The following is a 22,175-nucleotide window of genomic DNA, read 5'->3' as shown; positions in this document are numbered from 1 at the left end:
TTAAAAGCGGGGAGCAATACACTCTCCGCTTTTTGTACATAGGACGGGAGCTATGAAATATCCCGAATAAAACCGGGCATTGCCACGCAGCTGCCTATTTGATTAATATAGATATATTTAGAGGTGAAAACTATGAAGTGGATGCGCTTTCGAATTAAAACTAATGAGGAATCTGAGGATATTATTGTCAGCAGTATGCTTGATATCGGTCTTGAGGGGGCTCAGATAGAAGATAATGCTCCTTTGACAGCAGCTGATAAGGAGCAGATGTTTACTGATGATCTGCAGGATGCTGATGATGAAGAAACCGGTGTTGACAGCACAATGATAGATTCCAGCATAGATGATGGATGTGCATTCCTGAACTTCTTTGTAGAGGTAGATGACGACAATACGCTTACTGTTCATGAATATGATGAGAATGGCGATGACACAGAGGTTAAAAAGACACCTGATGAGATGAAGGCTTCTATTAAGCAGGTGCTTGATGAACTTAGGACATTCTCTGATATTGGAGATGGAACCATATCTGTGGATGTGACAGAGGACGTGGACTGGATTAATAACTGGAAACAGTATTTCCATAAATTTTTTGTTGATGATGTGCTTGTTATTCCTTCATGGGAGGAGCCAAGTGATGAGGATAAGGAGAAAGCAAAAACATTGCTTCATATAGATCCCGGTACGGCATTTGGTACAGGTATGCATGAGACCACACAGCTTTGCATCAGAGCACTTAAAAAATATATGACTCCCGGAGCGGAGGTTCTTGATGTCGGTACAGGAAGCGGAGTACTGTCTATCCTTGCTATGAAGTTTGGTGCGGGACATTGCGTTGGAACAGATCTTGATCCCTGCTCTGAACCGGCAGTTGCTGATAATAAGAAGGGCAATGATATAGCAGATAAGGATTTTGATCTGATCATCGGTAACATTATTGATGATGAGAAAGTACAGGATGCTGTCGGTAAAGAAAAGTATGATATTGTGGTAGCAAACATTCTTCCCTATGTCCTTGTGCCGCTTACTCCGATAGTTCCCGGACTTTTGAAGGAGGGAGGTATTTATATTACCTCCGGAATAATAGAGGCAAAAGAGGAAGTGATAAGAAAAGCCCACGAGGATGCTGGTCTTACTATTATCGAGACTGCAAAACAGGGTGAGTGGGTTTCTGTTATTTCCAGAAAATAAAGAAGCTTAATTTAGAAAAAGCACCTGTAAAAATGGGCTTTTGTGCAGAATGTAGGAGATGTTATGTACCATTTTTTTGCTGAGAGTGGTCAGCTTATAGACGATGGGAAAAGAATAATAATAACCGGTGACAATTATAATCACATGGTTAATGTCCTCAGAATGAAGGCAGGAGAAGAATTCTCCGTGAGCTTTACTGATGGAGAGGATAGCGCAGAGTCTGTGGATGATACTGTTATCAGCACGCAGAAAGAGTACAGATTTGGAATAGAATCGATTTCCCAGACGGAACTTGTGGGAGAACTCAGGTTTATAAAGGAATCAGGCGCTGAGCTCCCATCTAAGATATATCTTTTTCAGGGGCTTCCCAAGGCTGATAAAATGGAGCTTATAATTCAGAAGGCAGTGGAGCTTGGGGCATATCAGATAGTTCCTGTCAAAATGAAGAGATCCGTAGTAAAGCTTGATGATAAAAAGTCTGCATCAAAAATAAAACGATGGTCAGCTATATCAGAGGCTGCTGCAAAGCAGAGTAAAAGGGCGGTTATTCCGGAAGTTACCATGCCTATGACCTTTAAAGAGGCAGTGCAGTATGCAAAAGATCTGGATGTAAAGCTTCTTCCTTATGAGATGGCTGAGGGAATGGATTATACAAGGCAGCTTATTAGTTCAATTAAGCCGGGACAGAGTATAGGAATTTTTGTCGGTCCGGAAGGCGGCTTTTCAGAAGAAGAGGTTTTGTATGCCGGTGAAAACGGCTTTAAGTCCATAACTATGGGGAAACGTATTCTTCGCACAGAGACAGCAGGCTTTACAATGCTTGCCTGGTTAATGTATAATCTTGAAGTTTGAAAAATTTTTTATCGATAAAAACAGGTTGGAACAATGGAAATATATTTAGATAATTCAGCAACTACAAAGGTCTATGATGACGTAGCTGATATTTGCATAAAGGCAATGACTGAGGATTATGGTAATGCTTCAAGTATGCATCACAAGGGAGTTGAAGCAGAGCAGTATCTGAAGGAGGCTACTGAGAAGATTGCAAAGACTCTAAAGGCTAAGCCTAAGGAAATTCTATTTACATCAGGTGGTACGGAATCAGATAATATTGCGATAATCGGTGGTGCATATGCTCATCACAGAGAGGGCAAACATCTTATAACCACATCAATCGAACATCCGGCAATTTTGAATTCCATGAAACATCTTGAGGAACAGGGATTTGAGGTTACATACCTTAAGGTTTCAGAGGAAGGCGTAATTGACCTTGAAGAGCTGAAGAACTCTATAAGAGAAGATACCATACTTGTTTCAATCATGGCTGTAAACAACGAAATAGGTTCACTGATGCCGCTTAAGGAAGCAGGAACCATAATACACGGAATTAATCCCAGGATATTGTTCCATGTTGATGCTGTTCAGGGATACGGTAAACTCAGTATTATTCCAAAGCAGCTTGGAATTGATCTCATGTCTGTGAGTGGACATAAGGTTCATGGTCCTAAGGGAATTGGATTTTTATATATTAGGGACTGCGTAAGAATACTTCCTATCTCTTATGGCGGAGGCCAGCAGGGAGGAATGCGTTCGGGAACTTTGAATATTCCGGGAATAGCCGGCCTGGGAAGAGCCTCTGAGGAAATATACGAAGATTTTGATGAGAAGACAAACAGACTGTATTCATTAAAGAGCAGACTTATTAAGGGACTTTTATCAAATCTTTCAGATGTGAGAATAAATGGCATTGATACTTCCAAGAGAAGCATCAGCTCACTTTCTGATGAAGAGCTAGGCGACATTATTTCAAAAACAGCGCCGCACATTATAAGTGTGTCAGTAAAGGGCGTAAGGGCAGAAGTCCTTTTACACGCTCTTGAGGATAAAAAAATATATGTGTCTGCAGGAAGTGCCTGCTCATCCAATCATCCCAGCATTTCCGCAACCTTAAAGGCGATAAACCTTCCAAAGGAATTCTGGGACAGTACGGTTCGTATCAGTATGTCAGAATTTACGACAGAGCAGGAAATAGATGATACTGTAAAAGCATTTGCAGATATAGTGCCAATGCTCAGGCAGTTTTCAAGACGATGATTTTGAAAAAGTAGTTTATCAGAATTGTTTTAGTAAAAAAGGAGTTTTTATGCAATACCATGCATTTATTATAAAATACGCTGAGATCGGAATAAAAGGTAAGAACAGATATCTTTTTGAGGAAGCCCTTGTTAGACAGATGGAGAGAGTTCTTGAAAACTGCGAGGGTGAATTCAGCATCTTCAGAGTATCCGGAAGAATATATTTAAATGCCAAAGGCTTTGATTTTGATGAAACTGTTGCTGCACTGCAGAGAGTTTTTGGTATAACAGGAATCTGCCCTGCGGTATGCATTGAGAGAGATGGCAACGGCAAGCTCCCTGATATAAATGGTCTTTCACAGGAAGTTATTAAGTTCATTGACGGAGTTTATCCGGATAAAAACAAGACCTTTAAGATTAAGTGCAGACGTGTTGATAAGACATATCCCCTTGATTCTATGGAAGCTGCAGCTGAAATCGGAGCACAGGTTTTGGATGCGTATCCGGAGATGAAGGTTGATGTCAGAAATCCTCAGATCCTTATAAGTGTTGAGATCAGAGAGAAGGTAAATATCTATTCTGAGATAATTCCGGGACCCGGAGGAATGCCTATCGGAACCAGTGGAAAAGCCTGTCTTCTCCTTTCCGGTGGTATAGATTCTCCTGTTGCAGGCTATATGATTGCCAAGAGAGGCGCTGAGATTGAGGCAGTATATTTCAACGCACCTCCGTATACCAGTGAGAGAGCAAAGCAGAAGGTAATAGATCTTGCAAAAGTTATCGCCAAGTATACAGGTAAAGTCAGACTTCATATCATTAACTTTACCGATATTCAGATGTATATATATAAACAGTGCCCGCATGATGAGCTTACTATCATCATGCGCAGATACATGATGAGAATAGCTGATATTATTGCAGCTCAGAATAAATGTATGGGGCTTATAACCGGTGAGAGTATCGGTCAGGTTGCATCACAGACTATGGAAAGTCTTATGGCAACTAATGAAGTTGTTACAGATATGCCTGTTTACAGACCACTTATTGCATTTGATAAGCAGGATATTGTAGATATATCTCTTAAGATTGATGCTTATGAGACTTCAATTCTTCCTTATGAGGATTGCTGCACAATATTTGTTGCAAAGCATCCTGTAACAAAGCCGAGACTTGAAGTAATTCGTTCCCATGAACATCGTCTTGATGAAAAAATAGATGAACTAGTAAAGACAGCACTCGATACAGATGAGATTCTGGAGATTGAGGTAAACTAAGTGCGCTGCCCGGCAAGTTTCACTAAATTTGAAAGTACCTCTTTGCATTGCTCGCACTAAGTGCTTTGTTTAAACTAAAAAAACCTGCGATATTAATCGCAGGTTTTAAGTAGTTTTTTAGATTAAATCATGTATGGCTTCAAGATTGCCAATACTTCATCGGCGCCATCTTCAGCATGGATGTTCAGGTCGATCGGCTTTGAAAGATCGAGTGAGAAGATACCCATGATGGACTTTGCGTCAATTACATATCTACCTGATACAAGGTCAAAATCATAATCAAACTTTGTAATATCGTTTACAAAAGACTTAACCTTATCGATAGAGTTTAAAGAAATTTTTACGGTTTTCATTGCGCAAATACCTCCTTCTTTTGTTTCATAATAAACGGAAGGACGTTAAAAGTCAATGATATATACGTTACAAAAATAGTGGAGGTTTAATATGAAAAGTGTCGCCTTACACAGTCTTGGATGCAAGGTTAATAGGTACGAGACGGATGTTATGGGACAAAAGTTACAAGAAAATGGATATAAAATTGTCGCATTTGATGAAATTGCTGACATATATATCATAAATACCTGTTCCGTAACAGCAATTGCTGACCATAAAAGTAGACAGATGCTTCATAAGGCTAAGCGCAGAAATCCGGAATCGATAGTGGTTGCATGTGGCTGCTATGTCGAGACTGATAAGGATGGTGTAAAGCTTGATGACAGCGTTGACCTTATAGTGGGAAACAATAAAAAGGCAGATATAGTAGAGATTTTAAGCGAGTATTTCAAGGAGCAGGAGGAAGAGGCTGAGGATACTGATAAGCTTTTAGGAGGCATCAGTGTTACTGAGATTAATGACCCTGCACAGCAATATGAGCGCATGGAGCTTAAAAGTATGCCGGGACATACAAGAGCATATATTAAGATTCAGGACGGTTGTAACCAGTTTTGTTCTTATTGCATAATTCCCTATGCAAGAGGAAGAATCAGAAGCAGAGAAGAATCTGATATTGTGGAAGAGGTTCAAAAGCTTGCAAAGGATGGCTGTAAGGAGATTGTTCTTACAGGTATTCATATAAGCTCTTACGGTGTGGATAAAGGCGAGTCAGCCCTTCTTCCGCTTTTGCAGAAACTAAATGCAATCGATGGAATAGAGAGAATAAGGCTCAGCTCACTTGAACCCAGAATAATAACAGCTGAAATGGCAGAGGGAATGGCTGCTCTTCCCAAGGTGTGTCCTCATTTTCACCTCTCACTTCAGAGCGGAAGTAACGATACACTAAAGAGAATGAACAGACATTATTCTGCTGAAGAATACAGTGAAAGCGTAAGACTTTTAAGGAAAGCCTATGAGCTTCCTGCCATAACAACAGATATTATAGTTGGATTCCCGGGAGAGACTGAAGCTACATTTGAGGAGAGCAGACAGTTTGCAGAGGATATTAATTTCTATGAAATGCATGTATTTAAGTATTCTCCGAGAAAAGGAACAGTGGCTGCCAAAATGGAAGATCAGCTTACTGATAGGGAAAAGACTGCAAGAAGTAATGTCCTCTTAACTATGACAAAGGAACAATCCAGAAAATACCGTGAAAGCTTCCTTGGTAAAACGGAAAAGGTATTGTGGGAGGATATTGAAGAGATTGATGGCAGAAAGTATATGATCGGACTCACTACCAGATATATAAGAGTCGCAGTTAAAGAGGATGATGCAAAAGCCTTAAATATCGTATCAGGAAGCATAACAGAACATACGCTTAATAGTTTCTTAAGAGACGATACATTGCTTATTTAAGGGATTTGTACTATCATTATACTTAACTAAGTATCGGATAAAGTAGCGCAGGGTGACTGCGAATTATATATAAATCAAGAAAGGACAACAAAATGGCAGATACTAATCTTGGAAACACACAATTTTTTAAAGTTGAGGTTGATCCTGAGACAGGCGTTAAGAAGGTGCTTTCAATCGTATATGAAGCACTTCTGGAGAAGGGATATAACCCGGTCAATCAGATAGTTGGATACATTATGTCAGGTGATCCGACTTATATTACCAGCCATATGGGAGCAAGAAGCCTTATCATGAAAGTTGAAAGAGACGAACTTGTTGAGGAGATGCTCACGGAGTACATTAAGAATAATAACTGGTCCAGAAAATAATGCGAATTATGGGTTTGGATTACGGATCGAGGACCGTGGGGGTTGCAATCAGCGATGAGCTTTTGCTTACAGCCCAGGCCAAGGAGATTATCCGTAGAAAAGATGAAAACAAGCTTCGGAAAACGCTTGCGCGTATAGAGGAACTGATCCAGGAGTATAAAGTGGAAATGATCGTGCTGGGACTTCCGCTTAATATGGATCAGTCTGAATCTGTGCGCTCTGTGTTATCAGAAGAGTTTAGGGACAAGCTTGAGAGACGCACTGCCATCCCTGTGATAATGTGGGATGAACGCCTGACGACGGTAGAGGCGGATGCCATTATGGATGAAGTGGGTATCAAGAAGGCCGACCGAAAAGAATACGTAGATATGATCGCGGCTCAGATAATTTTGCAGGATTATCTTGATAACCGTGATAAAGCAGAGGTTAAATAATAAAATATATGGAAAAGATTACATTTCGTCCTGAAGGCGGAGAGCCGGTGGACTTTTTTGTGTTGGAACAGACTGTGATAGGAGCAAAATCTTATATTCTTGTTACAGATACTAAAGATGGAGACGGAGAGGCGCTTATTTTGCGTGATGATTCAGCTGAGAATGAAGCTGAGGCAAACTATACCATCGTCGATGATGACAAGGAGCTTGAGGCGGTAGCTGTTATTTTCAGAAAGCTTCTTGAAGAAGATGATATCGGATTAGATTGATTAATGATAATAGTGATTTCTTTAACGTAAAAAACGGTGATGCGCGTAGGAATCTAAAAATATTTAATGGCTTTAAAGTTACATCGGATCGATTGAAGTGACCATTCAGGATTATCCGAACTATGAACAAGGGAAAATGTTCGGAATTCTATTAATGTTTTGGAGATTATTTCCATCCTCAGGTTAAACTTTTTAGCTTTGTAACAAATTGGAGGATAAACTGATTGAATAAAAAGAAAACGAATAATTCTGGTTCAGGACTGCAAGTGATTCCGCTTGGCGGCCTGGAACAGATTGGTATGAACATTACTGCCTTCAGATATGAGGACAGTATTATTGTAGTGGATTGCGGTCTGTCATTCCCGGATGATGATATGCTGGGAATTGATCTGGTTATTCCGGATATTACATATTTGAAAAATAACATTGATAAAGTCAAGGGATTCGTAATAACACACGGACATGAGGACCACATAGGAGCTCTTCCCTATGTACTTAAGGAGCTGAATGCTCCAATCTATGCCACAAGACTTACGATGGGCATAATTGAACATAAGCTTGAAGAGCACGGCCTTTTGAAGAAGGTCAGACGTAAGGTTGTAAAGTTTGGACAGTCAATAAATCTTGGAGATTTCAGGGTTGAGTACATCAGAACAAATCACTCAATCGTAGATGCTGCTGCACTTGCAATCTATTCACCTGCGGGAATAGTTGTCCACACAGGAGACTTTAAGGTGGACTACACACCTGTTTTTGGTGATCCTATCGATCTGCAGAGATTTGGAGAGATTGGTAAAAAGGGAGTTCTTGCACTTATGTGTGATTCTACCAATGCAGAACGTCCCGGATTTACAGCATCTGAGAGAACTGTTGGTAAGACATTTGATTCTCTTTTTGAAGAACACTCTGATTCAAGAATCATTGTTGCTACGTTTGCATCCAATGTGGACAGAGTTCAGCAGATCATAAATACTGCTTACAAGTTTGGAAGAAAGGTTGTAGTAGAGGGAAGGAGTATGGTCAATATCATAGATATTGCCCAGAAACTCGAATGTATTAAGATCCCTGATAACACCCTTGTGGATATAGACCAGTTAAAGAATTATCCCGACAATAAAACCGTTATCATTACCACGGGAAGTCAGGGAGAGAGCATGGCTGCACTGAGCCGTATGGCTAGCGGTCAGCACAAAAAGATTAGCATTCACCCCGGTGATACAATTATCTTTTCATCACATCCTATACCGGGAAATGAAAAGGCGGTTACCAATATCATCAACGATCTTCTTGTGAGAGGAGCTGATGTTATTTTCCAGGATGTACATGTTTCAGGACATGCCTGCCAGGAGGATATTAAGCTGATATATACACTGGTACGTCCTAAATATGCTATTCCTGTTCACGGTGAGTATAAGCACCTCATTGCCCAGAAGAATATTGCAATGGGACTTGGAATGGATAAGGATGATATTTTCATCATAAGATCCGGTGATGTTCTTGAGCTTAAGGAGGAGAGTGCCAAGGTTGTTGGTAAGGTGCCTACAGGTGCGATACTTGTTGACGGATTGGGCGTCGGAGACGTGGGTAATGTGGTTCTGCGCGATAGACAGCGACTGGCTGAGGATGGTATAGTCATTGTTGTATTCGGTATAGACAGGGAAAATGCTCAGCTTATTTCAGGACCCAGCATCGTTTCCAGAGGATTTGTTTACGTGCGTGAATCAGATCAGCTTATAGATGATGCTACTGATCTTGTTCTTGATGAGATCACTGAGGCACTTGATAAGAACATAACCGACTGGAACAAGCTTAAGAATATAGTTAAGGATGTCCTGTCTGACTTTATATGGAAAAAGACTAAGAGAAGACCCATGATACTTCCAATAATCATGGATTCTAATTACTGATGTGAAAAGAGGAGTTATGGACGCCAGAGGTGTTGGATTAGGTATACTGGATACCATCGTAAAAGGTTTTTTGGTTATTGTTTGCATAATGATGATTAGTAAATATGCATCCGTGGCTTATGATTACGGATATCATATTTACAATCAGACACCGGCTTCACAGTATGATACCAGAACCGTGACGATTTCGATAACTGACAGTATGTCGGTGACAGAGATTGCGGAGCTTTTGGAGAACCGTGGACTTGTTAAGGATAAAAATCTATTTTGGTTGCAGGAGCGTTTTTCTGAATATCACGGAATGATCGCTCCGGGAACCTATGATCTTAGTCCTTCAATGACACCGGATGAGATAATCGGAATCATGTGTGCAGCTAGCATAGAAGCTGACAAGGAGGCTGCGGAGTGATCAGTGACGAGAGAATAAGTACCTTCATCAATTCACTGGATCAGGGCAATGAGCCGTTTTTAGATGAGCTTGAAAGAGAATCGCTTTCGGGAGATGTTCCGATAATAAGGAAGGATACCCAGAGTCTTATTAAGTTCCTTCTTCAGATGAATCATCCTAAGAACATATTGGAGGTTGGTTGTGCGGTAGGCTTTTCTGCACTTTTGATGGCAACCTATTCAGATCCGGATACTAAGATTACGACTATTGAGAAGTTTGAGAAACGTATACCGGTGGCTCATGAAAACTTTGATAAATACGATACCAACCATAAAATCACACTGCTTGAGGGGGATGCAGCCGACATTTTGGCAGAGCTCTCCGGGCAGTATGATTTTATTTTTATGGATGCTGCAAAGGGTCAGTACATTAATTTTTTACCGGATTGTAAGAGATTACTTAAGGCCGGTGGGCTGCTCCTTTCTGATAACGTGTTACAGGACGGCGATGTGATGGAATCACGCTTTGCGGTGACAAGACGCAACAGGACCATCCATGAGAGAATGAGGGAGTATCTGTTTGCAATCAAACATGATCCGGAGCTATCCAGTGTAATATTAAATGTGGGCGACGGAATGGCAATGTCGCTGAAGTTATAAAAGAGGTAAATAATGAGTAGAAGACGTAAACCTGAGCTGCTTATACCTGCAAGCAGCCTTGAAGTACTAAAAACAGCAGTTATATTTGGAGCGGATGCGGTTTATATAGGAGGTAACTCCTTCGGACTTCGCGCCAAGGCAAAAAATTTCAGCCATGATGACATGGCAGAGGGTATAAAATTTGCTCATGAGCATGGAGTGCATGTACATGTAACTGCTAATATCCTTGCTCATAATGATGATCTTAAGGGAGCTGAGGAGTATTTTCATGAATTAAAGGAACTGGGACCTGATGCGCTTATTATCGCAGATCCTGGTATGTTCATGATGGCGAGAAGAATATGCCCTGAGATTGATATCCACGTATCTACACAGGCAAATAACACCAACTATGAGACCTATAAATTCTGGGCGGATCTTGGTGCCAAGAGAGTCGTTGCAGCCAGGGAGCTTTCACTTAAAGAAATAAAAGAAATTCGAGAGAACATACCGGATGATCTGGAGGTTGAGAGCTTTATTCACGGAGCTATGTGTATAAGCTATTCCGGAAGATGCTTGTTATCTAACTATTTTACCGGAAGAGATGCTAACCACGGAGAATGCACACATCCTTGCCGCTGGAAATATGCTGTGGTGGAGGAAACGAGACCCGGCGAATATCTTCCTGTCTATGAAAATGAGAGAGGATCCTTTATTTTCAATTCAAAAGATCTGTGCATGATAGAACATATTCCTGAGCTGGTTGACGCCGGTGTTGACAGCTGCAAAATCGAGGGACGCATGAAAACAGCCCTTTACGTAGCGACTGTTGCGCGAACCTATCGTAAGGCTATTGATGATTACTTCGAATCTGAAGAGAAGTACAAAGAGAATATGCCCTGGTATCTTGATGAGATCTCAAGATGTACATACAGACAGTTCACCACAGGCTTCTATTTTGGAAAGCCATCTGATGAAGCTCAGATATATGACGCCAACACTTATGTGAATGAATATACATATCTTGGTATTGTGGGTGAGGTTACAGAGGACGGTCGTGCGAAGATTGAGCAGAGAAATAAATTCTCAGTTGGTGACACCATCGAGATCATGAAGCCTGACGGACGTGATATTGAGACTAAAGTTCTCGGTATTACCAATGAAAACGGAGAGGCAATGGAAAGTTGTCCTCATCCCAAGCAGGTGCTTTACATAAAGTTGGACAAAGAAACTGAAAAATATGATATCTTGCGAGTTCACACAGGTAAATCAGAAAATATATCCTGCTAAAGAGCTTTTTAACCCGGTTCATCCCATGCGTTTGAACCGGATTTTTTCTTATCATATAGGAATTCCTTTTTATTCTGATTTAAGAATTGATTTCAGTTTTGTTTGTGTATTTTCTATTAATAGTGTACAATCATTGGCGAAATTATTATTTTAAAAAAATGAGGTGTATATGAGCGAGCAGGTCAAAGTTGAAGAATTATTTGGCAAAAATGTATTTACACTTGAGAAGATGCGTGAGCGTCTGCCCAAGAGCGTGTATAAAGAGGTTGTCCAGGTCATGGAAAATGGCGGAGATCTCTCACTTGCATCAGCAGATGCCGTGGCTAATGCAATGAAAAACTGGGCTATGGAGAATGGTGCTACACACTACACTCACTGGTTTCAGCCACTTACTGGTATCACTGCAGAAAAACATGATGCGTTTATAACAAGCGCCAGAGGCGATGGACACATGATGACTTCTTTCTCCGGAAAGGATCTCATTAAGGGCGAGCCTGATGCGTCATCTTTCCCGTCAGGTGGTCTTCGCGCAACATTTGAGGCTAGAGGATATACGGCATGGGATATAACTTCTCCTGCGTTTTTGAAGGAATCAGGAGCAGGTGTTACACTTTGCATACCTACAGCTTTCTGCTCTTATAACGGAGAGGCTCTGGATAAGAAGACTCCGCTTCTTAGATCCATGGAGGCTGTAAGTCAGCAGGCTCTCAGGATTGTTCATCTTTTTGGTAATACTGATGCTAAAAAAATAAATGTATCTGTTGGACCTGAGCAGGAATACTTCCTTGTAGACTGGAAGAAGAGCCTAAAGCGCCCTGACCTTATCTTTACCGGTCGTACTCTTTTCGGAGCACAGCCGCCTAAGGGACAGGAAATGGAGGATCACTACTTCGGCGTTATCAGAGAGCGCGTTGGAGAGTTTATGAAGGATCTTAATAATGAGCTTTGGAAGCTTGGTGTTCCAGGTAAGACTCAGCACAACGAGGTAGCTCCCGGACAGCACGAGCTCGCACCTATTTATGAGACAGCAAATATAGCTGTAGATCACAACCAGATAATCATGGAGACCATGAAGAGAGTTGCAGAGCATCATAATATGAGATGTCTTCTTCATGAAAAGCCCTTTGCCGGTGTAAACGGTTCAGGTAAGCATGACAACTGGTCACTTTGCACAGACAATGGAGTAAACCTTCTTGATCCCGGTGATACTCCTAATGAAAACATTCAGTTCCTTTTTGTACTTGCATGCATTGTTAAGGCAGTAGACCGTCATGCAGATATACTTAGACAGAGCGCTTCAGATGTAGGTAATGACCACCGTCTTGGCGCAGATGAGGCACCTCCGGCTATAATCTCTATTTTCCTTGGAGAGCAGCTTGAGGACGTAGTTCGCCAGCTTATAGAGACAGGTGAAGCCAAGAGATCAAAACGTGGCGGAAAGCTCAAGACAGGTGTTTCCACACTTCCTGAATTCGAGAAGGATGCTACAGACAGAAACCGTACATCACCTTTTGCCTTTACAGGTAACAAGTTTGAGTTCCGTATGGTAGGTTCATCAGATTCTATGGCAAGCTCAAATACAGCTCTTAATACTATAGTAGCAGAGGCTTTCTGTGAGGCAGCAGACAGACTTGAGAAGGCATCTGATTTCGATATGGAAGTACATGATATTATCAAGGAATATCTCACAGAGCACCAGAGAGTAATCTTCAACGGTGACGGATATTCTGATGAGTGGAAGAAGGAAGCTGAGAGAAGAGGACTTCCCAACATTCCTTCAACAATTGAGGCAGCAGAAGTTCTTACAACCACAAAGGCAGTAGAGCTTTACAAGAAATTTGGCGTATTTACAAAGACAGAGCTTGAATCCAGACAGGAGATTATCTTTGCTACATATTCAAAGACAATCAATATCGAAGCTCTTACAATGATAGATATGGCAAGCAAGCAGATTATTCCCGCTGTTATGAAGTATGCAGGAAGACTGGCTGCAGATATCAATGAAGTTACAAATACAGGCTGTGATGCCTCTGTAATGGTAAGTGAGCTTAAAGAGATAACAGGCGAGCTTAACGCCATGAAGAAGGCGCTTGATAAGCTTAAGAAGGAAGAAGAGAAGGCAAGAACAATAGTGGATGCAAGAGAGCGTGCATATTATTGCAAGGATAAGGTTGTTCCTACAATGACAGCTCTTAGAATTCCTGCAGATAATCTGGAAATGCTGGTTGATAAAAATGACTGGCCGTTCCCGACATATGCTGATCTCCTCTTTGAGGGCTGATAATCAATATTTCCCAATCACAGACGATAGGAATTCCTTTCGTCTGTGGTTGGGATTTTTTAAAAGTTAATAAAAAGAGAGTAAAAATTTTCTGATGACAATAACGTTATGCGCCATGAAAGTGGAAAATGGAGATATTTTAAAAAAAACTATTATTTAATAGCTTTGCGAAAAACCAGTAGTATAAGGCTAATAGAGAAAACTCTGGTCCTCGTAGAAAATATTTTTAAAAAAATTAAAAAAAGTGCTTGCATTTTATCCTAAACTTACGTATAATTCATTCTTGTCGATGGGCTATCGCCAAGCGGTAAGGCAACGGACTCTGACTCCGTCACTCCGTAGGTTCGAATCCTACTAGCCCAGCTAAACTCCTCAGAATTACTTCTGGGGAGTATTTTTTATATTCAATGTTTGTTTTACAAAAGAATAAGCCGGGCGGACATGATTGTAGACACTGGAAATCTTAAGAATTATTAATATTATGTAAACATCATGTATTATTGTGATATAATATTCGAAAATATGGTAAAACTGACTTAGAGGTGGGTTGTGAAATCGCAAATTAAGAATTTGGCTTTTCCTATTGTATGGGAATTGTTATTTATAGCTTTTAGCATCATAAAGCCGTTTAAGACACTTTATATATTCTTTGTGTTTTACCTGGTTTTACTTGTGTACTATAGTAAGGATTTTTCTTTTGCTGAGTATTCACGTAATTTCAGAAGCTTTAAGAAATTCTGGATACCCGTTGTACTTACAGCTGTTGCCACACAGCTTGCTTATATAATTAAGCAGAACCTGATAATGGATAATTTCATAGGTGTGCTGGATGGCACATACGGCATCACCTGGGAGAACAGCTACATAGGTGAATTCCTCTATGCTATAACATTATTGTTCTTATGTCCTGTTTCTGAGGAACTCTTTTTCCGCAAAGCGCTTATGGATTTTGATAGTGCTACATCAGCTATGCTGACATTTGTACTTGGACTTGTATTGTGCGGCTTTAGCTATGCATATCTTCCACTTGGAGTTGTTAGTGCCATGGTCCTTGCAATTCCCTATGCTATCGCCTTTTTCTGCACAAGAAACATATATATACCCATTACAGTACACATCCTGTTTATGATGTATCAGCATATACCTTCTATAATTATCGATGTGGCAAGGATATCATTAAGATAACATAGATTACTTACAATTTAAGATAATAACTATTGAATAAAGTTTTGAAGTAAAGCCGGACTCTTAGAGGTTCGGCTTTTGTATTTTATCATAAAGGTATTTAATTGCTTCGCAATACCGCTCGCGCGCGACTCTTTGTTCTAGCTTTCATAAACAGCCCGGCTCAGAAGATATCCGTTTGGAACTGTGCAGTTCCAAATGGATATCGTAGGGGCTGGGCGTAATGAAAGCTCTTTTAGTACTTCTCTTCAAAGTCTTTAATGGGGATTGCATGTGAGAAGTAGAATCCTTGGAATTTGTTGCAGCCTATGGATTTTAGGTATTCGTATTGCTGCTCTGTTTCCACGCCCTCTGCAACTACGTTCATTCCCAGCTGCTGGACCAGTTTGACGGAAGCTTCCAGAACCATTCTGCTTCGTTCATCGTTGTCGCAATCTGCTATAAAGGATTTATCGATTTTTACATAGTCGGTGTGGAGTTCCTTTATCATGGTGATGGAGAGATTACCTGCACCGAAATTATCTATGGCTACTCTGAAGCCTTCCTGCCTGAAACGATCAATAATGGCCAGATGCTGCTCCGTATCCTTCATAAGATCCACTTCTGAGAATTCAAGGATTAGCCTGTTGGGATCGACATTATAGGCGTGGACCAGCTCTTTTACCTTCTTAAGGGCATCCATGTAGAAAAGATCCTTGGGAGATACGTTTACGGATATGACAAAATTGTGCCTTGCAGTATTCTGCCAGGAACGAAGCTGCTTCATAACAAGCTCCCAGTTGCGGGTATCAAGCATTGCTATGTGTTCGCCTCTTTCAAGGATGTGGATGTACTTATCGGATGAAATAGTGGTTCCGTCAGGTTTAATCCATCTTGTAAGGGCCTCAGCTCCGGTTACATTCATATTTGCATCAAAAACAGGCTGAAGGAAAATATGGAACTGGCCATCATCCAGAAGGGATTTGAAATTATTGAGAAAATCCGTTTCTGTCTCAGCTTGTTTTAAGAGCTTGTTTGTGTAAAACGTAAGAATGTTCTCACGTCTGTCATGGAGCGTCTGAAGGGCAAGATCAGCCCTGTCTATCATCATTGTTACAGGGATGTCGGGATCCTCAATCCTGAATACACCAAGATGGAAATAGAGATGATAGTTTTCGGTATCTATCATTTTTCCGATTTCTTCCACAGCATCCATGAATACGCCTTCATCAAAACGGTTCTCGGGCATACAAAGAACAAAGTGGTCAGCATGGGTTCTGCCATATACAGTATCAGGGCCACAGCTTTTTCTTAACATATCGGCAATGGCTATCAGCACTTCATTTCCACGCTGAACACCATAGCGCTCATTTAATATACGAAAATGCCTTATATCCCCGGTTATCAGTACGCGTTCTGTTTCGGGATCATCCACAAGGAGTCTTCTGACCTCACGGCAGATTCCATCAAGATTATAAAGTCTGGTGAGGAGGTCATGAGTTGCCACATAATCAGCTTCAGTCATTCCCTGGGACATCTGCTTGCCTGTTTCACCTGCAATGATTGTTGGTGCAGCGCTGCTGCAGTCACATTCATTCTCATCTATGCTTATCAGCTCCATTACGCAGGCAAAATTGTTTCTGTCGGGAAGAATGAGCTTGATTGGTATGGATTGTATAAGAAACCTGTGATTATCGTATATTTCCTCCTTGGATTGTCTTTGGGCGCTCATTACAGCTCTGTAGCTGGAGCAGTTAGAACAGCGTGAAGCGGCATTCCAGGCGGAGTAGCACTCTTTTTCATAGTGAATTTCGCCGGAGGTATCCACAGTTATCTCGCGACACTCAACAGGGTCAACAAGACGAACTGTGTCATACATTCGTTTCATATAATCCATCATTTGCTTTAGCTCATGATATGTATACTCCTCAACGTTCATAGTTATTCCTCTTTATTAGGTTCCGTCAGTTCATCCTTAGAAGAGACCTGTGCCTCTTTTTTCTGGATCCATTCCTGATACGAAAAATTAAAGATAGCAGCGAATGGTATAGAGAGCATGATGCCGGCTATACCGAACATTCTTCCGCCGACTACCAATGTGACAAGTATCCAGACAGCTGATACACCAAGGGTATCGCCGAATAATTTTGGCTTTATAACGTATCCGTCCAAAGTCTGAAGTACAATTGTAAAAATAAGGAAAATCAGTGCATGCATGGGATTAACCAGTACCAGGATAAAGCTTCCTAATATAGCACCTACAATCGGTCCGAAGGTGGGTGCAAGGTTGGTTACTCCGACAAAAAGTGATATGAGTACGGAATATGACATTCCGGTGATCATCATGAAAATCCAGTTTGCAATGCCCACGATAAGTCCATCAAGGATATCTCCTGCAATGTAACGCTTTAGGATATCGTTACTTCTGCTCCAGAAATTGCCCATTTTTTCATAGGCTGCGGGCTTTATGTAGAGCTTCATAAGTCTGGTGGTGCCGGCAACAAGCTTTTCCTGACCTGCCAAAAAGTAGATTGCCAAAATAGAACCAAGGATGAAGTTGAAGAATCCCTTACCGATTCCGGCAGAAACATTTATTATCTGGGTTAATGCAGCAGGAAGCTTTTGAGCCAGCTCTGACAGAAAGGTATTGATTCTGCTTGTTATGCCTGACAGATCAATATTAAAATGCCTTGCACTGTTGCTGAATTTAGTCAGCAGTTCTTCAAGGGATGTGGAATAACTGTTGATGTTTGTTACAAAGGTTGAAATACTGTCAATGAGCTGAGGAATCAGCGCCAGCATCAATATGGCGATAAATAGGAGTATTACAAGAAATGCAAGCAAAATAGCCAGCGGCCTCTTTATTCCATTTTTCTTTATTCCTGACAGAATAGTTTTTTCAAAAAAGGCTACTAGCGGATGAATTACATATGCCAGTATCAGACCTGTGATTACAGGAGCAAAATATTTTCCAAGTATGCTAAGCCCGTTAAATAGTAATCCCAGATGTGACAGGGCTAAATAAACAATTACTGCAGAACATGCTGCTACGGTGTAGGGAAACCATTTCTGGTTCATGCATTTTTTTAAGAAGTTCATAGTTAACGATGTGCCTTAATTGCACAAACCCCCAATCTATTGTATTTTATAAGTACATTCTAGTATTTGAGTGACTATGATTCAATTAAAAAACTATTAAGTTTCGTTTAATAATATACGGATAGGAGTGAAAAGATGCTTAATCATACAGACAGGGTAAAAATGATAGAGTTCAAGGATATGGGTGATGAGAGGGGACAGCTTGTCATCGTTGAGGGAGGAAAAGATATCCCTTTCGATATAAAGAGAGCATTCTATATGTATGGAAGTGATGCCACCGTTGTACGTGGACAGCATGCCAACAGAAAAACGGAATTTGTGCTGATAAATGTTGCAGGAACAAGTAAAGTAAAGGTAATGGACGGAGCAGGGAATGAAGCAATTTTCTGCCTAAACAGACCAAATACCGGGGTTTACATCCCTAACATGGTATGGAAAGAGATGTATGAATTCAGCCCGGATTCAGTTCTTTTAGTACTGGCCAGTGAACATTATGATGCCAACGAATATATAAGAGATTATGACGAGTATGTAAAGGAAATATCAACCTTTACGGAAGGCTCCGATAATTGATATCAGAAGTACAAGGATAAGGCCTGAAAAGACACCGCAGGTCAGCGCGCTCCGTATGTATTCCATATGCGGAGCCTTTTTCTTGAAGACATACATTGTGGGATCTTCTTCGTCATAGCCTTCCACCAGATTGCCTTCAGCGAGGGCTGTGTTTACATCCTGCATAGTCATTTCGATGTTGCTGTGTGAAAAATAAGGGTCAGCAATTTTGGAATCAACATACAGTATTTTGGGTTCAGTATGAGTTCCGGTATAAGCGGCATAGCCAATGAATAAAGCAGCAGCAAAAATAATAGTATATGCTATAAAACTTTTACCGGTTTTAATAAATGTTTTTGACGTAATTGACTTTATTTTTGCAAGACTGCCTGTGTTAAAGGTTAGCTCCTTTTCTCCGATGGGAAGCAGGATAAAATCCTTCCTTAGCAGTTTAGGGAGATTATCAGATCTTTTTGCAAACTCACTAAAGAGCCATGAGCCTATAAATATAAAGGTTATGTTCTTGTAACTTAAATTAAAAAGAAACGGATCGCTCATTCCAATAAAGCAAAAGGTTATCATAACTGCAAGTTCAGGTCTTTGATCCTCATCTATCAGGTTCTTTATCCATAGGATATAGATAATGCAGACAACTATAAATGAGATTACTCCAAGTTGTAAGAACAGATATAAAAAGGAGTTGTCCAGCATATACCAGTTTGTCGGAGGTGCCTTGAAATATGAACCAAAAGGAGTGACCTTTTCATTTGTAAGAAAGTACAGGGCGTATTCATATCTCTTGTGAAGGAGCTTATTCATAAAAGAGAAGATATCTCCTTTTGCCAGAAGAGGTCCTGCGATGGAGAAAATTACAACCGCAGGGAATAATAATAATATAAGGACGTTTTCGATTTTTGAACGTCCGGTTCTCTTCTGAAGATAGAAATTCACAAGAAGATAAATTGTCACTGATATGAGGCCTGTTAAACTTACTGTGTAGACATAGATATATAGGTTTAGCAGCATTGCTATAACAGACGCTTTTATCAGTTTGATGGTAGATTCTGATTTATATAAATAAAAGAACAGAATGACAAGTATCAGAAATGTTGTATGAGCTGTGTTGGGATAAGGATATCCCAGGGAGTGCCGCATCAAAAAACCATAGCCGGAGCGCTTGTTCATGTGGTTTAGTTCGGTTATAAGTCCTGTTACCGACAGAAAATATAATATGAAATAAGAAATACCTAAGACATAAAGACCTGTGCGGATGACCTTTTCCTTTGCAATACCCTTCATGCCAAGCATCATGGTAAAGTATATTAGAAGTCCCTTTTCACCGGAAAAGATGTAAGTGAGGCCTGCGATAAAAAGCATAGCAAAGCTTCCAATATATTCAGCAAGAATATGTCTTGTTGTACAAATCTTAATAACAAAGAAACCGGCACCGAGCACAAGGAAAGCATTGTAAAGCTTTTGGCCATCATAGAGACCTACTGCGCGGCTTCCGAAAAGACACAGGAAATATATATAATAAATAAGTTCATTTATTCTGATGGTTGTACTACGGGAAATACTTGAGTGTTCCATTGGAATTACTACTCCTTAAGGCTTTTTGCCAATTATTCTAAAAGGATTATAGCAGATATGTGTAATTTAGAGACAAAAGAATTGAAGAATGCGCTCATAGCGTTCATGTGCACCTGGGGCCTGCAGATTTTGTGCTGTATAACGGTAAGAAATCCGCTTACTCTTATATTTTTCGGAGTGTTCTATTATATAGGAAAAAAGGTGCAGGCAAATAAGAAGAAGGGAATGATACCGGCTATCACTTTTGCTTTGCTCTTATCGATTGTGGCTGTTTTATTATTTGGACAGGCTTCTGTTGCCGGATTTTCAAGCTCCCTGTTCAAAATATTGGGAATGGGGATCATGTTTGTCGGACTATTCCTTTCGTATTTCAGAGTCTTCCAGCTGGTGTTTGGAATAGGGGAACCATTTGGCTTCGGTAAAGCAAAAGCAGCCTGTAACGGCGGTCTGAAAAATACCGCTGTGAATAATAAAAGAAATATGCCTTTGGGAGATACAACGGTCTTTCTGCTGGCATTTATTATATGTATGCTGTGCTGGCTTCCATATTTTCTATATGAATATCCCGGGATAATGACAGCTGATTCCATTGTTCAATATGAGCAGGCTATCGGAAGGATTCCCTGGTCCAATCATCATCCTGTGGTGCATACACTTGTTATCTCTTTGTGCTACAGACTCGGGCTTTCTATAACGGGAGATGTCAATAAAGCTATAAGTTTTTACACTGTTTTCCAGATGCTGTTTCTGGCGGGTTGCTGCTCACGGGTTGTTGTTCAGATAAAAAAGCTTCTGGGTAATGTTTGGGGGATTCTGCTACCTCTTGCCTTTTTTGCCCTTGTGCCCTTTAATGCTGTTTTTGCAGTAACAATATGGAAGGATGTACCATTTGCAGGAATAATGATGCTGATGGGATGTACCCTTTGTGAGATGGCATTGAAGGAAAAAAAATCGATAGCTGATGCCATAACCTTTACTATTGAGGGCATAATGGTTTCACTTTTTAGGTCAAACGGATGGTATGGTTTCCTTATCAGTATACCTTTTGTAATTTATATATTCAGGAAGGATGCGGCAAAGCTTATCATATCCGCAATAACAGTTATTGCTGTTGTGATTATAGTGAAGGGTCCTGTCATGAGCGCTGCAAACATTGCGGGGCCTGATTTCGCTGAGTCCTTATCACTACCTGTTCAGCAGGTTGCAAGAGTTCTTGTAGAAGATAGGGAACTGTCTGAAAAAGACAAAAGTTTAATTGATGCTGTTATTGATACCACTTATATCCACGAATTATATGCTCCCGATTTTGCTGACAATATCAAGGAACTGGTGAGAGCCGGTCACCATGAGGTTCTTGAAAAGAACAAATTAGAATATCTGGGGCTTTGGTTCAGGCTTGGATTCAGGCATCCGATAGATTATCTGCGTGCCTGGTTTGACTTGGAGGGCGGATACGTGTATTCTGATATTCCCTATGAAGTAGGAAATATCGATGGAATAATGCAAAATGATTACGGACTTATACCCACGCCTCTTATTGGAGGAAAGGCAGTAGTCAAAGGTAAAGAGATTCTTATAAAGCTTGGAAGCTTCATTCCTTTATATGGAATGTTATGGTGTGCAGGAGCATACACGTGGATTGTTGTCCTTTCGCTTTTTATCTTGATAATTAATCGCAAGGATGCGAAAAGTAAGAGATTTTTGCCTCTTTTTATCCTGCAGCTTGCGATTATCCTGACTCTTTTAATAGCAGCACCTATGGTAGACTTCAGGTATGAGTACGGAATTGTAATGCTTATGCCTCTTACGGTTGCAATCTGTGTTATTATAAAAGGAAGAAAAACAACAGATTTTGACTGAGGTA

20 protein-coding genes and 1 tRNA gene are annotated in these 22,175 nt (G+C 40.6%); 17 read left to right on the top strand and 4 right to left on the bottom strand.

Annotation, left to right across the window (positions count from 1 at the left end):
• Positions 1–132 precede the first annotated feature (132 nt).
• From G622_RS0103840 to thiI, 4 genes are all read left to right on the top strand, one after another.
• Positions 133–1,191 (top strand): 50S ribosomal protein L11 methyltransferase, encoded by a 1,059-nt coding sequence (locus tag G622_RS0103840; RefSeq protein ID WP_026509596.1) that lies wholly within the window; start codon positions 133–135, stop codon positions 1,189–1,191.
• A gap of 63 nt (positions 1,192–1,254) precedes the next feature.
• Positions 1,255–2,043 carry an RsmE family RNA methyltransferase gene (locus G622_RS0103835; protein WP_026509595.1) on the top strand — a complete coding sequence of 263 codons (789 nt, stop codon included), beginning with the start codon at positions 1,255–1,257 and terminating at the stop codon, positions 2,041–2,043.
• 33 nt (positions 2,044–2,076) lie between these two features.
• Complete coding sequence (locus G622_RS0103830) at positions 2,077–3,285, top strand: cysteine desulfurase family protein (RefSeq protein WP_026509594.1); 1,209 nt, start codon at positions 2,077–2,079, stop codon at positions 3,283–3,285.
• Between the two features lie 49 nt (positions 3,286–3,334).
• Complete coding sequence (gene thiI / locus G622_RS0103825; RefSeq protein ID WP_026509593.1) at positions 3,335–4,540, top strand: tRNA uracil 4-sulfurtransferase ThiI; 1,206 nt, start codon at positions 3,335–3,337, stop codon at positions 4,538–4,540.
• Between the two features lie 122 nt (positions 4,541–4,662).
• Here the strand turns inward: thiI and G622_RS0103820 are convergent, their stop codons facing one another.
• Positions 4,663–4,893, bottom strand: coding sequence for an HPr family phosphocarrier protein (locus G622_RS0103820; protein ID WP_026496052.1), 231 nt, complete (start codon positions 4,891–4,893; stop codon positions 4,663–4,665).
• 91 nt (positions 4,894–4,984) lie between these two features.
• Between G622_RS0103820 and mtaB the strand changes: the two genes are divergently transcribed.
• The 11 genes from mtaB to G622_RS0103765 all read left to right on the top strand — a co-directional run bounded on the left by mtaB (position 4,985) and on the right by G622_RS0103765 (position 15,091).
• A complete protein-coding gene (gene mtaB, locus G622_RS0103815) occupies positions 4,985–6,331 on the top strand; it encodes a tRNA (N(6)-L-threonylcarbamoyladenosine(37)-C(2))-methylthiotransferase MtaB (RefSeq protein WP_026509592.1) in 1,347 nt (448 codons plus the stop codon).
• A 92-nt stretch (positions 6,332–6,423) separates the two neighbouring features.
• Positions 6,424–6,699, top strand: a complete 276-nt coding sequence (locus G622_RS0103810; RefSeq protein WP_026509591.1) for an IreB family regulatory phosphoprotein — start codon at positions 6,424–6,426, stop codon at positions 6,697–6,699.
• Positions 6,699–7,133: a Holliday junction resolvase RuvX gene (ruvX, locus tag G622_RS0103805; RefSeq protein ID WP_026509590.1), complete on the top strand. Its 435-nt coding sequence runs from the start codon at positions 6,699–6,701 to the stop codon at positions 7,131–7,133. The genes G622_RS0103810 and ruvX overlap by 1 nt, the downstream gene beginning before the upstream one ends.
• An 8-nt stretch (positions 7,134–7,141) precedes the next feature.
• Positions 7,142–7,402 (top strand): DUF1292 domain-containing protein, encoded by a 261-nt coding sequence (locus G622_RS0103800; protein WP_026509589.1) that lies wholly within the window; start codon positions 7,142–7,144, stop codon positions 7,400–7,402.
• Positions 7,403–7,626: 224 nt separating this feature from the next.
• A complete protein-coding gene (locus G622_RS0103795; protein ID WP_026509588.1) occupies positions 7,627–9,309 on the top strand; it encodes a ribonuclease J in 1,683 nt (560 codons plus the stop codon).
• A gap of 16 nt (positions 9,310–9,325) precedes the next feature.
• Positions 9,326–9,718 (top strand): endolytic transglycosylase MltG, encoded by a 393-nt coding sequence (locus tag G622_RS0103790; protein ID WP_026509587.1) that lies wholly within the window; start codon positions 9,326–9,328, stop codon positions 9,716–9,718.
• Complete coding sequence (locus G622_RS0103785; protein WP_026509586.1) at positions 9,715–10,356, top strand: O-methyltransferase; 642 nt, start codon at positions 9,715–9,717, stop codon at positions 10,354–10,356. The genes G622_RS0103790 and G622_RS0103785 overlap by 4 nt, the downstream gene beginning before the upstream one ends.
• Before the next feature lie 12 nt (positions 10,357–10,368).
• Positions 10,369–11,625, top strand: a complete 1,257-nt coding sequence (locus G622_RS0103780) for a peptidase U32 family protein (RefSeq protein WP_026509585.1) — start codon at positions 10,369–10,371, stop codon at positions 11,623–11,625.
• 169 nt (positions 11,626–11,794) lie between these two features.
• Complete coding sequence (locus G622_RS0103775; protein ID WP_026509584.1) at positions 11,795–13,906, top strand: glutamine synthetase III family protein; 2,112 nt, start codon at positions 11,795–11,797, stop codon at positions 13,904–13,906.
• A gap of 290 nt (positions 13,907–14,196) precedes the next feature.
• A tRNA-Gln gene (locus G622_RS0103770) sits at positions 14,197–14,269 on the top strand.
• 186 nt (positions 14,270–14,455) lie between these two features.
• Positions 14,456–15,091 carry a CPBP family intramembrane glutamic endopeptidase gene (locus G622_RS0103765; protein ID WP_026509583.1) on the top strand — a complete coding sequence of 212 codons (636 nt, stop codon included), beginning with the start codon at positions 14,456–14,458 and terminating at the stop codon, positions 15,089–15,091.
• Positions 15,092–15,326: 235 nt separating this feature from the next.
• Here the strand turns inward: G622_RS0103765 and G622_RS0103760 are convergent, their stop codons facing one another.
• A complete protein-coding gene (locus G622_RS0103760) occupies positions 15,327–17,009 on the bottom strand; it encodes a GGDEF domain-containing phosphodiesterase (RefSeq protein ID WP_026509582.1) in 1,683 nt (560 codons plus the stop codon).
• 2 nt (positions 17,010–17,011) lie between these two features.
• Entirely contained in the window at positions 17,012–18,169 is a 1,158-nt protein-coding gene (locus tag G622_RS0103755) for an AI-2E family transporter (RefSeq protein ID WP_026509581.1), read from the bottom strand.
• Positions 18,170–18,304: 135 nt separating this feature from the next.
• On the opposite strand from G622_RS0103755, the gene G622_RS0103750 reads away from it, so the two are divergent.
• A complete protein-coding gene (locus tag G622_RS0103750; protein ID WP_026509580.1) occupies positions 18,305–18,742 on the top strand; it encodes a sugar 3,4-ketoisomerase in 438 nt (145 codons plus the stop codon).
• On the opposite strand, the gene G622_RS0103745 is transcribed toward G622_RS0103750, so the two are convergent.
• Positions 18,713–20,311 carry a hypothetical protein gene (locus tag G622_RS0103745; protein ID WP_026509579.1) on the bottom strand — a complete coding sequence of 533 codons (1,599 nt, stop codon included), beginning with the start codon at positions 20,309–20,311 and terminating at the stop codon, positions 18,713–18,715. The two genes, G622_RS0103750 and G622_RS0103745, sit on opposite strands and share 30 nt — an antisense overlap.
• Before the next feature lie 57 nt (positions 20,312–20,368).
• On the opposite strand from G622_RS0103745, the gene G622_RS0103740 reads away from it, so the two are divergent.
• Positions 20,369–22,171: a DUF6020 family protein gene (locus G622_RS0103740; RefSeq protein ID WP_155831408.1), complete on the top strand. Its 1,803-nt coding sequence runs from the start codon at positions 20,369–20,371 to the stop codon at positions 22,169–22,171.
• The last annotated feature ends 4 nt before the right edge of the window (positions 22,172–22,175 follow it).

The sequence above is a fragment of the Butyrivibrio sp. LC3010 genome (assembly GCF_000424385.1).
In the GTDB taxonomy this organism is placed as follows: Bacteria; Bacillota; Clostridia; order Lachnospirales; family Lachnospiraceae; genus Butyrivibrio.
Note: the sequence above shows the minus strand (reverse complement) of the source record. Positions and strands in the feature narration are given on the sequence as shown.

Bases quoted from the DNA above. Each gene is read 5' to 3' on its own strand.
- G622_RS0103760 (WP_026509582.1), bottom strand. From the start codon at position 17,009: ATGAACGTTGAGGAGTATACATATCATGAGCTAAAGCAAATGATGGAT.
- G622_RS0103780 (WP_026509585.1), top strand. From the start codon at position 10,369: ATGAGTAGAAGACGTAAACCTGAGCTGCTTATACCTGCAAGCAGCCTT.
- G622_RS0103740 (WP_155831408.1), top strand. From the start codon at position 20,369: ATGTGTAATTTAGAGACAAAAGAATTGAAGAATGCGCTCATAGCGTTC.
- ruvX (WP_026509590.1), top strand. From the start codon at position 6,699: ATGCGAATTATGGGTTTGGATTACGGATCGAGGACCGTGGGGGTTGCA.
- G622_RS0103810 (WP_026509591.1), top strand. From the start codon at position 6,424: ATGGCAGATACTAATCTTGGAAACACACAATTTTTTAAAGTTGAGGTT.
- G622_RS0103745 (WP_026509579.1), bottom strand. From the start codon at position 20,311: ATGGAACACTCAAGTATTTCCCGTAGTACAACCATCAGAATAAATGAA.
- G622_RS0103840 (WP_026509596.1), top strand. From the start codon at position 133: ATGAAGTGGATGCGCTTTCGAATTAAAACTAATGAGGAATCTGAGGAT.
- thiI (WP_026509593.1), top strand. From the start codon at position 3,335: ATGCAATACCATGCATTTATTATAAAATACGCTGAGATCGGAATAAAA.
- G622_RS0103835 (WP_026509595.1), top strand. From the start codon at position 1,255: ATGTACCATTTTTTTGCTGAGAGTGGTCAGCTTATAGACGATGGGAAA.
- G622_RS0103830 (WP_026509594.1), top strand. From the start codon at position 2,077: ATGGAAATATATTTAGATAATTCAGCAACTACAAAGGTCTATGATGAC.
- mtaB (WP_026509592.1), top strand. From the start codon at position 4,985: ATGAAAAGTGTCGCCTTACACAGTCTTGGATGCAAGGTTAATAGGTAC.
- G622_RS0103820 (WP_026496052.1), bottom strand. From the start codon at position 4,893: ATGAAAACCGTAAAAATTTCTTTAAACTCTATCGATAAGGTTAAGTCT.
- G622_RS0103750 (WP_026509580.1), top strand. From the start codon at position 18,305: ATGCTTAATCATACAGACAGGGTAAAAATGATAGAGTTCAAGGATATG.
- G622_RS0103800 (WP_026509589.1), top strand. From the start codon at position 7,142: ATGGAAAAGATTACATTTCGTCCTGAAGGCGGAGAGCCGGTGGACTTT.
- G622_RS0103755 (WP_026509581.1), bottom strand. From the start codon at position 18,169: ATGAACTTCTTAAAAAAATGCATGAACCAGAAATGGTTTCCCTACACC.
- G622_RS0103775 (WP_026509584.1), top strand. From the start codon at position 11,795: ATGAGCGAGCAGGTCAAAGTTGAAGAATTATTTGGCAAAAATGTATTT.
- G622_RS0103790 (WP_026509587.1), top strand. From the start codon at position 9,326: ATGGACGCCAGAGGTGTTGGATTAGGTATACTGGATACCATCGTAAAA.